This window comes from Streptomyces sp. NPDC002206, assembly GCF_053593595.1.
The window spans coordinates 194456-208813 of sequence record NZ_JBSFCW010000008.1 but is presented as its reverse complement, the minus strand read 5'-3'; the positions used below and the strand labels follow the sequence as shown (position 1 = coordinate 208813).

The 14358-nt window shown below is 67.9% G+C and carries 10 protein-coding genes and 1 pseudogene; 3 read left to right on the top strand and 8 right to left on the bottom strand.

Going from position 1 to position 14358, the window contains the following annotated elements; all coding sequences use genetic code 11:
- Window positions 1-96 precede the first annotated feature (96 nt).
- The 3 genes from ACWCP8_RS17990 to ACWCP8_RS17980 all read right to left on the bottom strand — a co-directional run bounded on the left by ACWCP8_RS17990 (window position 97) and on the right by ACWCP8_RS17980 (window position 4664).
- Window positions 97-969 (bottom strand): ABC transporter permease, encoded by an 873-nt coding sequence (locus tag ACWCP8_RS17990; RefSeq protein ID WP_352262318.1) that lies wholly within the window; start codon window positions 967-969, stop codon window positions 97-99.
- On the bottom strand, window positions 966-3722 hold the full coding sequence (locus ACWCP8_RS17985) for an alpha/beta fold hydrolase (RefSeq protein ID WP_352262320.1): 2757 nt from the start codon (window positions 3720-3722) through the stop codon (window positions 966-968). The genes ACWCP8_RS17990 and ACWCP8_RS17985 overlap by 4 nt, the downstream gene beginning before the upstream one ends.
- 123 nt (window positions 3723-3845) lie before the next feature.
- The gene (locus ACWCP8_RS17980; RefSeq protein WP_451116832.1) at window positions 3846-4664 is read right to left on the bottom strand and encodes a maleylpyruvate isomerase family mycothiol-dependent enzyme; all 819 of its coding nucleotides are present in this window, start codon (window positions 4662-4664) and stop codon (window positions 3846-3848) included.
- 299 nt (window positions 4665-4963) lie between these two features.
- On the opposite strand from ACWCP8_RS17980, the gene ACWCP8_RS17975 reads away from it, so the two are divergent.
- Entirely contained in the window at window positions 4964-6631 is a 1668-nt protein-coding gene (locus ACWCP8_RS17975) for an IS200/IS605 family accessory protein TnpB-related protein (RefSeq protein ID WP_451116830.1), read from the top strand.
- Here ACWCP8_RS17975 and ACWCP8_RS17970 read toward each other — a convergent pair.
- The 3 genes and pseudogenes from ACWCP8_RS17970 to ACWCP8_RS17960 all read right to left on the bottom strand — a co-directional run.
- Window positions 6611-6991: pseudogene (locus ACWCP8_RS17970) on the bottom strand (DUF4291 family protein); the annotation flags it as partial. The gene ACWCP8_RS17975 and the pseudogene ACWCP8_RS17970 sit on opposite strands and share 21 nt — an antisense overlap.
- Before the next feature lie 370 nt (window positions 6992-7361).
- The gene (locus ACWCP8_RS17965) at window positions 7362-8336 is read right to left on the bottom strand and encodes a hypothetical protein (RefSeq protein WP_451116828.1); all 975 of its coding nucleotides are present in this window, start codon (window positions 8334-8336) and stop codon (window positions 7362-7364) included.
- Window positions 8337-8451: 115 nt separating this feature from the next.
- Window positions 8452-8904: a hypothetical protein gene (locus ACWCP8_RS17960; RefSeq protein WP_352262327.1), complete on the bottom strand. Its 453-nt coding sequence runs from the start codon at window positions 8902-8904 to the stop codon at window positions 8452-8454.
- Between the two features lie 1401 nt (window positions 8905-10305).
- Between ACWCP8_RS17960 and ACWCP8_RS17955 the strand changes: the two genes are divergently transcribed.
- Window positions 10306-10665 carry a hypothetical protein gene (locus tag ACWCP8_RS17955; protein WP_352262329.1) on the top strand — a complete coding sequence of 120 codons (360 nt, stop codon included), beginning with the start codon at window positions 10306-10308 and terminating at the stop codon, window positions 10663-10665.
- Window positions 10666-11163: 498 nt separating this feature from the next.
- Here ACWCP8_RS17955 and ACWCP8_RS17950 read toward each other — a convergent pair whose 3' ends face one another.
- Entirely contained in the window at window positions 11164-11616 is a 453-nt protein-coding gene (locus ACWCP8_RS17950; protein ID WP_352262330.1) for an SRPBCC family protein, read from the bottom strand.
- A gap of 712 nt (window positions 11617-12328) precedes the next feature.
- On the opposite strand from ACWCP8_RS17950, the gene ACWCP8_RS17945 reads away from it, so the two are divergent.
- Window positions 12329-12751 (top strand): hypothetical protein, encoded by a 423-nt coding sequence (locus ACWCP8_RS17945; protein WP_352262332.1) that lies wholly within the window; start codon window positions 12329-12331, stop codon window positions 12749-12751.
- Between the two features lie 104 nt (window positions 12752-12855).
- Here the strand turns inward: ACWCP8_RS17945 and mmsA are convergent, their stop codons facing one another.
- Entirely contained in the window at window positions 12856-14355 is a 1500-nt protein-coding gene (mmsA, locus tag ACWCP8_RS17940; protein WP_352262334.1) for a CoA-acylating methylmalonate-semialdehyde dehydrogenase, read from the bottom strand.
- Between the last annotated feature and the right edge of the window lie 3 nt (window positions 14356-14358).

Below are 14358 nucleotides of genomic sequence, written 5' to 3'. Positions count from 1 at the left end.
CGGGACGGCGTCAAGGAGCAGACGAAGACGTTGCGGATGAATCTCGATGCGGCAACGGCAGGCGCGAAGGCGGCGAATCGCCTCGGAACATCAAGGTCAGGACACGATGTCCTTACGACTGAACCCCCGGAAGGCGAACGCGAACAGGATCAGGGCGTACGTCACCGAGATCGCCGCGCCCTTTGCCATGCCACCCCACTCCAGGTCGGGCTGGAGTGCGTCCGCCCAGGCGAACTGCCAGTGCGCGGGCAGGAATTCGCGCCAGGAACCGAGTGCGGTGACGGCGTCGAGCACATTGCCGACGATGGTCAGCCCGACCGCGCCGCCGACCGCGCCCAGCGGGGCGTCGGTCTTCGTCGACAGCCAGAACGCCAGCCCGGCGGTGACCAGTTGGGACACAAAGATGAACGCGACGACGAGCGCGAGCCGAGGCACGGTGTCGCCGGTCGCCAGCGCGCCGCCGGTAGGGAGCTGGAGCGGCCCCCAGCCGTACGCGGCGGCTCCCGCGGCCAGAGCGACGAGTGGCAGCAGCACCATCGCGGCCAGGCTGAAGCCGAGTGCCACGACGAGTTTGCTCCACAGCAGCCTGGCCCGGGGGACGGGCGCCGCCAGCAGATAGCGCAGCGACGACCAGCCGGCCTCCGAGGCGACGGTATCCCCGCAGAACAGCGCCACCGGCACGACGAGCAGGAACCCGGCGGAGACGAACAGGCAGGTCGCGGCAAAGTTCGCAGCGGACGCGGTCGCCGTGTCCATCAGCGTGATCCGGTCGCCGCCGCCCCGGGAGTCCGGGGTGCCGCCGATCGCGAACGCGGTGATCAGGATGAACGGGAGGGCCGCCAGTACCCCGCCCATCAGCAGGGTGCGACGCCTGCGCAGCTGCCGTACGGCCTCGACGCGCAGCGGCAGGGTGTGCCGCGCCCGGTATCCGCGGGCTTCGGCGTCGGTGACATCGACTGCGGCACTCATTCGGAGCCTCCGGAGATCAGGGTGAGGAACGCGTCCTCCAGGCGGCGGTGCGGTCCGACACCGGTCAACGGCACGTCGAGCCGGACGAGTTCGGCGATCAGCGCGGAGGACGAGGTGGCTCCGTCGAGCCGTACGAGCAGCCCGCGCCCGTCGTCGGTACGGACCGCGGAGTCGATGCCCGGCAACGCGGCGACCTTGTCCACCAGCGGTTCGGCGACCTCGGCCGCGGTGGTGATCAGCAGCGTGTCGCCGGAGCCGGTGATCTCGGCGACCGGGCCCGCCTGGACAAGCCGGCCACGGTCCATGACCACCAGGTGGGTGCAGGACTGTTCGACCTCGGAGAGGAGATGGCTGGAGACGATGACGGTCCGGCCCCCGGCCGCGTACCGGATCATCACGTCCCGCATCTCGCGGATCTGGGGCGGGTCGAGGCCGTTGGTCGGCTCGTCGAGGATGAGGAGGTCCGGCATGCCCAGCATCGCCTGGGCGATGGCGAGCCGCTGCCGCATGCCTTGCGAGTACGTCCGCACCGCGCGGGCCAGCGCGTCGCCGAGTCCGGCGATCTCCAGGGTCTCCTCGATGTGCGAGTCCTCGGCGGGGCGTCCGGTGGCCTGCCAGTACAGCTCCAGGTTGGCCCGCCCGGACAGATGCGGCAGGAATCCCGCCCCTTCGACGAACGCCCCGACCCGGGACAGCACGGGCGCGCCCGGCCGGATGGCGTGCCCGAAGACGCGGATCTCGCCGCCGTCGGGGCCGATGAGCCCCATCAGCATCCGCAGGGTGGTGGTCTTTCCCGCCCCGTTCGGTCCGAGGAGCCCGAGGACCTGGCCCTTCTCGACCCGGAAGGACAGGTCCTTGACGGCGTACCGGTCGGCGGACCTGGCGTACTTCTTGGACAGGCCGGTGATCTGGAGGGGGACATCGGCGAGCACCGGGTCCGGGGCCGGGGTCGCGGTGCGGCGGCGTGCGGTGAGCAGCAGCGCGAGAGCGATGACGGCGGCTGCGGCGGGAAGTCCCCAGGTCCACCACGGCAGTCCGGCCGACGCGGTCTTCACCGCGGGTGCGGTGGGAACGGTCAGCGGGCCGTCGAGGGAGACGGTGTACGTGGTCGGCTCGGCCGGTGAGGCGTAGCCGAGGTCGGTGGCGGAGAGGACCAGACGGAGCCGATGTCCGGCATCGAGCGCGTGGTCGATGGCGGGCAGGGTCAGCTCGACGGTCTTGTTCTGCTGCGCGGGCGCGATCCGGTAGGGGGCGACGAGCTGGGCGGGCAGCACCTGCTGCCGCCCGTCCGGCGCCACGTCGTACACCTTGCCGAACAGCACCGCATCACCCTGCCCGGCCGTCACCTTCACGCGGACGGTGGGTGATCCGGTGATACGCATCGATGTGCCGAGGGGTGCGGAGTCGAAGCGGGCGTACTGGCCGGGGAAGTCGAGCGAGAGTCCGACGCCGAGGGTGGAGAGCTGGGCGAGTCCGCCGCCGACGCCCGGGACGGCGGAGATGGCGGGCGGGTTGGCGCCGGCCGGGTTCCGGAAGGCCTGCGTCCGCCGACCGGCGGAGGCGCTGTCCTGTGCGTCGCCGTTCGCGTCGTCCTGTGTGCCGCCCCGGCCGCTGCTCCCGCCCAGGCCCGTGATCTCCTGTCGGCCTCCCGTGCCCGTGAGCGCGATCTGCCGGCCGCCGCTCGACAACCCCGGGTAGTGGTCGCTGCTCGCGCCGCGCTGGAGGGCGGCCCCATCGGTGGAGTCGATGCCTCCGGTACGGGTGACGCGGAAGCCGGGCCCGGTGTCGACGCCCTTGTCCTCCTTCAGGTACCGGTCGAACCATGACCCGATCCGGCTCTCGACCCGACCGCTCTCCAGGTCCCCGCCGTCGTGCCCGCCCGCGATCCAGTCGACGGATACGGGTGCACCGTTCCCGCTGATGGTGCGTGCCATGGCATCGGCCTGACCGAGCGGGAAGAGGGAGTCGGTCTGTCCCTGCACGATGAGCGCGGGCACCTTGATGCGGTCGCCGACGGCGGACGGGGAGCGGTCGGTCAGCAGGGCACGGGCGGCGGCGTCCGGCTTCCCGGAGACGGCGACCCGTTCGTACATGTCGCACAGCTGCTTCTCGAACCTGTCGCAGCCGCCGCCCGAGGTGATGAAGATCCCCGCCCAGAGCTTCTTGAAGACCCCGTCGGGGAACAGCGCGTCGGCGAGGTTCCAGTATGTGATCACCGGTGCGATGGCGTCGACGCGCTTGTCGTGCCCGGCGGCGAGGAGCGAGACCGCGCCACCGTACGAGGCACCGGTGACGCCGACGCGCGGGTCGCCCTTGCCGTCCAGCTGCACCTCGGGCCTGCGGGCCAGCCAGTCGATCAGCCCGGACACGTCCTTGACCTCGCGGCCGGGTGCGTTGAGCGAGATCTCCCCGCCGGACTTCCCGAACCCGCGGGCCGACCAGGTCAGGACGGCGTAACCGGCACCGGCCAACTTCTCGGCCTGCGCGCGCACGTCGTTCTTGGAGCCGCCGAAGCCGTGCCCGATCAGCACGGCGGGCCGGCGCTGCGAACCCCCGGACGTGAAGTACGAGGTGTCGATCGACACCCCGTCCACCCGCATCATCCGGTCCTCGCGGTGCACCGCGGGCGCGCTGTCGTCGGCCGCCGCGGTCCAGATGCCGGCGCCCGCCAGCACGACGAGCGCGGCCACGGCCGCCGCCCACCGGCCGCGTCCGCGGGACCATCGGCGCCATCGGGAGTCAGGGGTATGCATGTCTCGACCCTAAGCGCCCGTTCCGCGCTCCCGGGCTGCCGGAAGGGGGAACTGCCGAGCCTCCTTGAGACGTACGCTCCTCCCCCGCCGTACTCCGTACGCGGTATGCCGGACGCGTGTTTCTCAGGGCGCCGTGAACAAGGCCGGGAAACGAGGGGCCATCCAGGGCTTGCGGCCCCAGGCGAGCACGCGGCCGCGGGCCATGGCGCCCCACGGATCGCAGCGGCCGAGTGCGATCAGCAGGAAGGTGACCGGTTCGATGAGGATGGTGCAGTCCGCGCGGCTCAACGGCCCCGGGCTGACGGTCAGCGCTCCGTCGGTGAAGGTCGCACCGAAGCGCTGTCCACCCCGCAGGCGGATCGCGAAGCGTGCGTTCAGCCCGGCAGCGGAGGCGGCGACCACCCGCGGCATGCTTGTGATCATGAAGGGCATGGACAGCTCGACCCGGGCGCCGTCGAGCATGTGCGGACGGCCCACCACGCGGGCGAGATCGTAGCCGTGGCCGAGCATGTGCGTGAGCAGGTACGAGCCGAGGGTGGCCACATCCATCGAGCCCAGAGGGGTGCTCACGGTCTCGTCCAACGGGCGCTGCTCCGCCGCCGTGAGGAAGGCGTCGGCCTGCGCCACGATCATCTCGGCGAGCGGGTCGGCTCCACGCTCGCCGAACCCGGCGAGGGAGCGCTCGTTGGCCGCCGCCAGGCTCTGCGGCGTACCGTCCCCGTACGGGCGTTCCTGACCGGCCGCGATATCGGCCATCAGCTCATTGGCCTGCGCCAGGTGGGCTGCCGCCTCGCCGAGGGTCCAGGTGGATCCGGGGACCGGGATGCCCGTGTCCGTCCGGCCGCGCAGCAACGCCGCTATCTCCTCGGCGGTGTCGTGTATCGCCTCGGCGAGTCCCTCGGGAAGCGCGTCTCGCCGCTCCCGGGCAGGCGTTGGTTCCACGGCTGTCTCCTCTGTCCCGCTGCCATGAGCCGGCCTCCATGGTCGAAGGTCCGGCGGATCCGTGCAGGATGCCAGGCCGCGTCCGTGAGAGCAGCCACCGGGGCAGCGATCCGGGGAGTCCGGGGGTTGCGAGCTGCTGTCGGTTTACTGCATTGAAGTGAGTGATGGTGAGCGGGAGTGAGTCCTGTGGGTGGGTTTGTGGGGGGGACGGGGGTTCTGGGGCCGAATGGGTGACCTCGATGGTTGTGGCTCGTTGGGCTGGGTGGCAGGGGTGCGGCCTTGAGTGAGGGGGTGATGTGGTGGGTGGTGTGCGGGAGCTGGCCGTGTCCTTCGTGGCGCCCGGGCCTTGCGGGGTGGCGGTCCGGGACCGTCTCAAGCACCTGACTGTCGAGGACGAGAGGGTGCTGCGTGCGGTCGGTGCGCATCAGGGGGCGCTGGCGTCCGGTGATCTCAAGGCCCGCTGTGCGGATGGTCTGGAGCACGGTGCGGAGACCTGGGCTGCGCGTAAGCGGCAACTGACGAAGGTGTCGTCGTCCAGGATCGCCGGGACCATCACCAAGGCCACGCACGATCAGTGGGCGCTCTCGCGCCGTTGCCAGGCGGCGTATATCCAGAGCCTGGCAGCCGGGATCGAGATGCTGCGGCACCGGCTGTCTCTCCCGCTCGGGGAGAAGGGCACCAAGCGCGCGGCGGGTGGCTACCGGTCGAAGAACGAGTGGTTCCGCAAGTCCCGCCGCCTCGCGATGCTGGAGGCGCGGCACGCTGCTGCTGTTGCCGACCGGCAGGCCGGACGGGTGCGGGTGGTACGGGGTGGCAAGCGTCTCCTGAACACCCGCCACCACCTCACCGAGGCCCGTCTCACCGAAGACGAGTGGCGGGAACGGTGGGAGGCGGAACGCTGGTTTCTCGCTGCCGATGGCGAGTCGGGGAAGCGGTTCGGGAACGAGACGATCCGCGTCACCCCGGACGGCGAAGTGTCCATCAAGCTGCCCGTTCCGCTTGCGCACCTGGCCAACGCCCGGCACGGCCGGTACATCCTCACCGCCACCGTGGCGTTCGCGCACCGGGGTGCGGGGTGGGCCGACCGCATCGCCGCGAACCGGGCGGTGGCCTACCGCATCCACCTCGACGTGGAGCGCGGCCGCTGGTACCTGACCGCATCCTGGCAGCGCCCCGTCGTGCAGACCATCCCGTTGGAGACCGCCCGCGCCCGGGGCATGATCGGCGTCGACACCAACGCCGACCACTTCGCCGCCTACCGGCTCGACCGGCATGGCAACCCGGTCGGTGCCCCGCACCGCTTCGGCTACGACCTGTCCGGTTCGGCCGGTCACCGTGACGCACAGATCCGGCACGCGCTGACTCGGTTGATCAACTGGGCGGGGCGGGTCGGTGTCGCCGCGATCGGCATCGAAGACCTCGACTTCACCACCGAGAAGACCCGGGAGAAGCACGGCCGCCGCAAGCGGTTCCGGCAGCTCATCTCCGGTATCCCGACCGGGAAGCTCAAGGCCCGGCTGGTCTCCATGGCCGCCGAGCACGGCCTGAGCGTTGTCGCGGTCGACCCGGCCTACACCAGCCTGTGGGGTGCTCAGCACTGGCAGAAACCGCTGACCACCCCACGCCGAAAGATGTCCCGTCACGATGCCGCCGGTATCGCGATCGGGAGACGCGCCCTCGGACACCCGGTCCGGGATGGGGTATCCCCTGCTCGAACGGAGTTGAGAGCTTGGGGAAGGACGGCACCGCCCCCACACGACCGGAGTGATCGTGCGGGGCATCGGACCGCCCAGACCGGACCAGGTGACCGGGGGCGTGAGGGAACCCGCCTACCCACCACGGACCGGCCCCCTGGAGGGCCGTCGCCGAGCGGGAAGCGAAAGCGGGGGACCAGTGCATCCAACACCGTTCGGGATGCACCCAGCACGCAGCAGTGGGCCCAGGACTCACTTATGTGCACTGGCTAGGAACGGTGGTTCAGCCCGTCGGTCCGGGCGGTAGGGCGACTCGGTCGGGAGCAGCGCGGCCGCCTCGCCGGGCCGACCGGCCCGCACGTGGGCGTGGATCTCCCGGGCGAGCGGGGTGACGTCGCGGATCGACACCGTCCACTCGTCCGCGTACCGCCGTGCCGCTTCGCCGCCGAGCCCGAGTTGGAGAGATCGGTGCGGGAGCGGGTTGAGGCGGAGGTCGCGTTCGGAATCCCATTGGACGCGGGCCGGGGACCGGCGCAGGTTGCGCCGCCAGGTCGCCCGGTCCGGGTGAACTCCTGCGACGTAGTGCGAGAATTCGACGTTGTTCAGCGCCCGATCGAAGCCCTCACGGCTGATCGCTGAACGGCATTCGAAGCGAACCAACACGACATCACTCAAAGGCACTTCATTCAGGCACTACGGATGGCCCGGGCGGGCGGCGATGCCGACGGGCATGCGACCGGGTGGGTGCGAAATGATCTGGCGTCTCATCAAGCACGACGGCGTATGCGACACCGGTCGACGCATGAGGCCCCTCGGCCGGATCTTTCCTTCGCAAGATCGTTCCCGCCAGGGGCCTTACGACTGCCCGGACTTGGGGATGTCACAGGCCGCAGCACCAGCTTCGCGACCACAGAGGACGACGAGCACTTACCGGGAAAAACTCATTGCAATAGCCGTCCATCAGGGGAGTCCACGACTACGGCTGCCGACCGGAGGAAATCCTTCAATTTGCCAGCACTCGCATCGCGGTCCTCATTTTGGATTCCAGGTCGGTTTTTACGCGAGCCATGGCCGCGGCGTTCGATGCGATGACTTTCTCCTGGTAGGAGGAATCCACTGCGTACCAAATACCCACCACGTTATTTTTGTGCCGACATGCCGCGTCCGCTGTCGCCACCTTCAGTTCATGCGCAGTGGGCTTGGAGGTCTTCCGCCACTCCGGGTCGCCTCCCGCCGCCAAGGGATCCTTGTAGGTGAAGCCCCTGATTTTCATGCACTGCGACCACTTGGCGAATGCGGCTTTGGTTCGATCGTCTTGTTGGGCTTCGTTCAGAGTCTTCAGTTTTACATCAATAGCGATTTGCGGGTCGTACAGCGCACCATCCACGCTGCCGGTCAATTCCTTGACAGCCTCGCCCATGCAGCCGTGATACGGCACAGTCTTTCCATTGATGATTTGACCGCCCGGGCCAAAAGCCTTCCCGGGATCGGACGAACCGCGCCCGGCGACCACCATGTCCGGACTTATTTTCCGCGTGGATGCTTCAGAACTGGACTGGCTCGCCAGAACTCCCCCCTCGGGATGATAGCCCCATTTCATCATCAATCGGGCGTTCTGGTGTCCATATCGGCCGTCGATCCGGGTGACGGGAGCGTCACTGTCACGCGGCCCAGGGGATTCCACCGGGGGCTTATAGGCGAACCCGAAACGTGCCATGCAGAGGGAGATGGACTTCGTATACGCCTTGTTGATCGTTGACAGCTGTCTCGGATTCACCAGGTACGGATCGAGGGGCAGCGGTTTGTCGTTTGCAGAATCGATTTTCGGGATGGCGGAGACAGGGGGTGGAGTCTGCGCACTTTCCCGCGCCATCGCACTGTTGATCTCGGGGTGCTCTCCGCCGGCACTTGTGCAACCAATCAGCAGCAGCGGCAGGGCGATCAGGGAGGCGGCTATACGACACGAGCGGCGAGACACCTGGACGATCTCTTTCGGTGCGGCAATGCGATAAAGGATTACTGAGTGGAGTGTGCCGCGGTGGGCCCTGGCCAGTGCGATCCGACCAGGGCCCACCGCGGGGGTTCACAAGATGTCAGCCGACTTGGGACGCACCGAGCTTGCCCGATGCATTGTCATTCTTCATCGGCTCAGACAGGTTGACCAAACTACCCGGCGAGACCGTGACGCATGCGACACTGCAGTCGTAGTTGCTGTTGTAGTAGAGGTAGAAATTTCGCGGCGTTCCACGGTTGTCCACCGCGCCAGCGTTGTTCTTCACCGAGACGCCGGCGCCGGAGCTGCCATTATCGCCGGCCTTGAAGTAGCGGCCCGAGTAGTCCGGAATGTTCCCACTCTGCGCGAAGTAGGCTCCATACCCGTACGAACTGGAGTTGTAGTAAAGGCACACCTCGTCAAAAAGGCAGTCATAGGCGGGAGCCGCCGACGCCGTACCGGCCGTCCCCACTACTGCAGCAAGGGCAACGAAACCTGCGGCAAGGACTTTCCTGACACGCATCCCTGTTTCCTCCTCGTGACTTTGATCCATCAGGGACTCCGCCCCGGCGGATCGTACTATGAGAAGTCGATCATGAGAAGGCGTCAACTCCATTGCAGTTAGCTCCACTTGTCGGGCGAGGTGCCCGGTAGGTTCAAATGACCTCATAGGGACAGCATCAGGGCTTCGGCGAAGTCTGCTGATGCCCGTTTCGTGATCATGTGAGGCCGAGGAGGGTGAGCGGGCGCTCGGGCCGAGGGCGTTGTGTCGCAGGCCCACGGCGATGTTCTCGGCCCTGGCGAGGCGGAGAGCGCCGATGGCGAGGATGTGCCAGGTGGCCACCGCGCGGGGCGCGTTGCCGGTCCGCAGCCGGGATGCGTTCTTACTGAAGCAGCCCGTACGTAACCTCGACGGCCGGTACAGGCTGCTTCAGTGGCGCCTTCGAGGCGGATGACTGGAACGCAGCTTCCCCGGGACGCCCTTCTGGCTCTCGCAGTCCAAAGCTGCGACGAACAGTCGGGGCAGGGACCATGGGTTGCCCTGTTCGTCCCAGACGTACGCGGATACTGGCCGGGGAGGAAGGAACCGCCGGCGGTGGGCCTCACTGCGGCAACCAGGGCGACCACTGTCCCGAAGGGGACCACGAGAGAGGGCAGAGCCCAAACGAATGCGCCGGCCGTCAGCCAGCGTCGCGCACGTCGCCAACACCAGGATCAGCAGCAGCGGGTGCCGAAGCCCTCGCTGAGCGCGGCGATCCGGCACGCTGCGAAGCCTGGCCATCAGTGCCGACTCCACCGCAACCGGGTCGGCTACGAGCTCTGCCTCCCACAGCGCCGGGTCAGCGATGTTGCAGACACGGGGGGCGACCCTCGTGGCGATCCTTCAGCGTTGAGAACTGAAAGGTCATCAGAGGCCGTGTGCCCTCTGGGTACATCGACTCGGTACCCGCACAACAACCCGGGCTTACAGCATCAAACCGGAACTGCGCCGGGCCGCGGGGCACTGGCCGACTTCCGCAACCTCGCCATCAGCGCCATCCGCCTGGCCGGACGCGCCAACATCACACGCGCCCGCGGCGACCTGCACCACCACGAAGACGCCTCCACCACCTACGGCATCCGACCAGACATCACCAAACCGGACAGAGGAGAACAACGCCGTTTCCGTGACCGGTAGTTGATCGATCGAATTCGGCGCACCATGGTGACAGACCTCACATGACGGACCGTCAACTTTGTTTCATTTTCACCGAATTGATCAATCGCCCGGCCACCTTGAGGTCGGTACGCTCTCCGCGCAGAACACTGATGATCTTCATTGCGACCGTCTCGAGAGGGAATCATGCGTAGAGCACTATCCACGCTTTTTGCGGCATTCGTCATGCTTGTCAGCGGCATCGCCTTTGCCCCCACCGCCAGCGCTGCGGCTACCGCCTATGGGTGCAGTGGGAGCTTGATCGACACTTACGACGTCCGGACCAGCGGCGGGACCAAGTACGGCGTCATCAACCTCTACTACAGCACGGCCAACGGCGGCACCAACTGTGCTGTCGTCGTTGACACCTACTGGGGTACAGGTACGACCAAGAACATGATCGCCAACATTTGGAAGTGCAAGGCTGGAACCACGCCCGGCGGCAGCACTTGCCCCATCGACACGCAGGATAACGACAACGGCTATTACTCTTCGTATGCGGGACCCGTCACCGTCACAGGTACGGCTCCTCGCTGCATCTCCGTCTGGGGGACGATCTGGAACCCGTCCGACACAAATGACGCGAACGGTCACGCTGTTGCGGTCCACTGCGGCTAGGCGTGGTGTCCCGGCACATTGGTGACACGCGTGCCGGCTTGAACAGGTGAGGGCCTTCTGGGTTCGGTGTGAATTGCGACATCGCTGCCGACACTCAGGAGGTTCTCAGCTGTTCAAGGGTCGCTTTCGGACGATTTGAGCCAATTCACCTGTCTCAGGGGGATACTCGCGCCTCTCGTGAGTCTGATCGGTGCGGCGAGCGGAATCACCGATACGGGCGACTTGTGGGTGTTGGCAACGCATCCCATCCGGGGCGTTGCCGCTTGCGCTGCCATGCCGAACGGTTGTTGTCCACGAAGACCTGGTGCTCGGCGACTGTGAGACCGAGCCGCTCGACCACCTCGCGGCAGATTCCTTGTCAAGCCGTGCTCACAACCCTTTTTACAAAGAGATTCCTGGTCGGTTCGGTGGCCCCCTTCAGCAGCAATACCCGTCCTGGTCACGGAGAAGATCGAACTGCACAGGCAGCCCTCCGGGGGCAGAAGTTCTGAGCGGGGGTCAGTTCCTCGCCTCATCGGCCAGGAAGGCGCTCAGGCTGTCGAGGAGCATGGTGCTGCCCTGCTCGGCCATGTCGCGTTCCTCGACGGTGTCGCAGGTCTGATGAAGAACGATCTGCGTGTGGTGGTCGTTCTGCTCGTCGAGTTCCATGGTCATGGCTGCGGGCGCGGGCTTGCCGGGTACGTCCATGCCGACCACCAGGAGGCGGTTCTCGGCGACCTCAAGATAGGAGCCGGTCAGCGGGAACTGTCCGCCGTCGGGCGTGGCCATCGTGGCCTTCCACGCTCCGCCCGGCCGTACGTCCATCTCCACGGAGCCGGCAACGGCGTAAGCCCACCGGGCGTACTGCTCGGGAGTGGTCCACGCCCGCCACACCTTCACCGCGGAGGCGTCGAGCGTTCGGGTCAGCTTGTAGGAGAAGCCGTTGGCCGGGGTGGTCTGCTCGGTGCTCATGCTTCGTCTCCTCGTTTTCGTGCCTGGTCGGGACTGTCCACCTGTAGACGCCCGTGGACGCGGAGACTCATCGGTCCTGCTGGGATTTCTCTCAATTGGGCGAATGCGGGTAGGGAGCGGTTCGAATGAGCCCGTCCATACTGGTGGCACGCGAACTCGTCGAAGTAGGCGGGGGGCGGCCACAGGCCCGGTCTCGGACTCGGCCATGGGATTCCCGGGCAAGCACCATCTCACCCGGCAGACGCGTTCCCGCGCCATGTTCGCCACTCCTGAGACGAGCACTTGACCACATCGGGACGTCACGAGCTGCGGTTCGTTATCGGCAAGCTACGGGGCGCGCTGAGTGACGTAGTCCGTACGCGGGTGGGCGCCGTTCCGATGGCGCGGATGATCGCCGAGGCGGCCCCTGCCGAGAGGGCCTCGGACGCCGCACGGTGACGCCGTGAGCCGAAGGGGGGAGCCGGCGCGGCTCCCCTTTCGGCTTTCCGGGCGGCCCCGATCCGGCCCAGGTGGTGCGTCACTGAGCGGCCGATGGGACGACCGGCCATTACCCGGGAGGTAATTGAGCGCCTCCGCCCTCCGTCCATACCGTCCGTGTACGGGCCTGCGTTCCACCGGAACGACGCCGTCCGGGGGCCGCTCCTGCCTCCGCCGCGCGGACCGGCGGCGGCTCGTTGCCCGCGTGACCGCATGACAACGAAAGGAAGACCTCATGATGTCGTCCCAGAACGTGGGTACGGTCCCGTCTACGGGTGCCGCCCGTTCCGATGGCCTTCTCCGCCTGGCCCTCGTGGCGGACGTGGTCCTCACCGGTGCGAACGGCATCGGCTACCTCGCGCTGGCCACCGTCCTGGACTCGTTCCTCGGCGTGCCTCCGTCGGTGCAGTACGTGGTGGGCGTGTTCCTCACCGTGTACGCCCTGTGGGTGCTGGCCGTCTCCCGTCAGGAGCGCATCAGCCGCGGCGCGGTCGCCGTCGTCATCGGCCTGAACGTGGCCTGGGCCGGGGCAAGTGTCGTGACCGTGCTCGTGGACGCGCTGACGGCGACGGGCGCCGGCAACGGGTGGATCGTGTTCCAGGGCCTGACGGTGGCGGCCATGGGTGCGCTCCAGTACGTGGGCCTGCGGCGCATGTGAGAGCGGGCCGAGCGGCCGGATACGGCTTCCGCGCATGCCGTCGGCCCGTACGCATACAGCTTGGTACGGGCCGACGGTGCGAGGGGCAGCGGAACCGGTGGCGATCAGTGGTTGCGCGGGAAGCCCAGGTCCACGCCCGCGGGGGCGTCGGCCGGGTCCGGCCAGCGGGTGGTGACGACCTTGCCGCGGGTGTAGAAGTGCACGCCGTCGTTGCCGTAGATGTGGTGGTCGCCGAAGAGCGAGTCCTTCCAGCCACCGAAGGAGTGGTAGCCCACCGGCACCGGGATCGGCACGTTGACGCCGACCATGCCGGCCTCGATCTCCAGCTGGAAGCGGCGGGCGGCGCCGCCGTCGCGGGTGAAGATCGCGGTGCCGTTGCCGAACGGCGAGGCGTTCATGAGGGCGACGCCCTCCTCGTACGTCTCGGCGCGCAGGACGCACAGCACCGGGCCGAAGATCTCGTCCTTGTACGCGTCCGAGTCGGTGGACACGTGGTCGAGGAGGGAGAGGCCGATCCAATGGCCGTCCTCGAATCCTTCGACGGTGTAGCCGGAGCCGTCCAGGACGACGTCGGCGCCCTGGGCCGCCGCGCCCGTGACGTACGAGGCGACCTTGTCGCGGTGGGCCGCGGTGATCAGCGGGCCCATCTCGGACGCCGGGTCGTTGCCGGGACCGATCTTGATCTTCTCGGCGCGCTCCTTGATCCTCGCGACGAGCTCGTCACCGATCGCGCCCACCGCGACAACCGCGGAGATGGCCATGCAGCGCTCACCGGCGGAGCCGTACGCGGCGGAGACCGCGGCGTCGGCGGCGGCGTCGAGGTCCGCGTCCGGCAGGACCAGCATGTGGTTCTTCGCACCGCCGAGCGCCTGGACGCGCTTGCCGTTGGCGGAAGCGGTGGTGTGGATGTAGCGGGCGATCGGGGTGGAGCCGACGAACGAGACCGCGGCGACGTCCGGGTGGTTCAGCAGTCCGTCGACAGCGACCTTGTCGCCGTGCAGCACGTTCAGCACGCCGTCCGGCAGTCCGGCCTCGGCAGCCAGCTCGGCCAGCAGGTTGGCGGCCGACGGGTCCTTCTCGCTCGGCTTCAGCACGAACGTGTTGCCGCAGGCGATGGCCAGCGGGAACATCCACATCGGCACCATCGCCGGGAAGTTGAACGGCGTGATGCCCGCGACGACACCGAGCGACTGGCGGATCGAGGAGACGTCGACCCGGCTGGAGACCTGGGTGGACAGCTCGCCCTTGAGCTGGGTGGTGATGCCGCAGGCCAGCTCGACGATCTCCAGACCGCGGGCGACCTCACCGAGCGCGTCGGAGTGCACCTTGCCGTGCTCGGCGGTGATCAGCGCGGCGATGTCGTCGCGGTGCGCGTCGAGCAGTGCGCGGTAGCGGAACAGGACGGCGGTGCGGGCGGCCAGCGAGGACGTGCCCCACGTCGCGTACGCGTCCTTCGCGGCGGCGACCGCGGCGTCGACCTCTTCGAGGGAGGCGAGTGCGACCTGGGTGGTGACGGCGCCGGTGGCCGGGTCGGTGACCGGGCCGTAGTTGCCCGACGTGCCCTCGACGGTCTTGCCACCGATCCAGTGGTTGACAGTCTTCATTAC

Bases quoted from the DNA above. Each gene is read 5' to 3' on its own strand.
- ACWCP8_RS17985 (WP_352262320.1), bottom strand. From the start codon at position 3,722: ATGCATACCCCTGACTCCCGATGGCGCCGATGGTCCCGCGGACGCGGC.
- mmsA (WP_352262334.1), bottom strand. From the start codon at position 14,355: ATGAAGACTGTCAACCACTGGATCGGTGGCAAGACCGTCGAGGGCACG.
- ACWCP8_RS17945 (WP_352262332.1), top strand. From the start codon at position 12,329: ATGATGTCGTCCCAGAACGTGGGTACGGTCCCGTCTACGGGTGCCGCC.
- ACWCP8_RS17950 (WP_352262330.1), bottom strand. From the start codon at position 11,616: ATGAGCACCGAGCAGACCACCCCGGCCAACGGCTTCTCCTACAAGCTG.
- ACWCP8_RS17990 (WP_352262318.1), bottom strand. From the start codon at position 969: ATGAGTGCCGCAGTCGATGTCACCGACGCCGAAGCCCGCGGATACCGG.
- ACWCP8_RS17960 (WP_352262327.1), bottom strand. From the start codon at position 8,904: ATGGATCAAAGTCACGAGGAGGAAACAGGGATGCGTGTCAGGAAAGTC.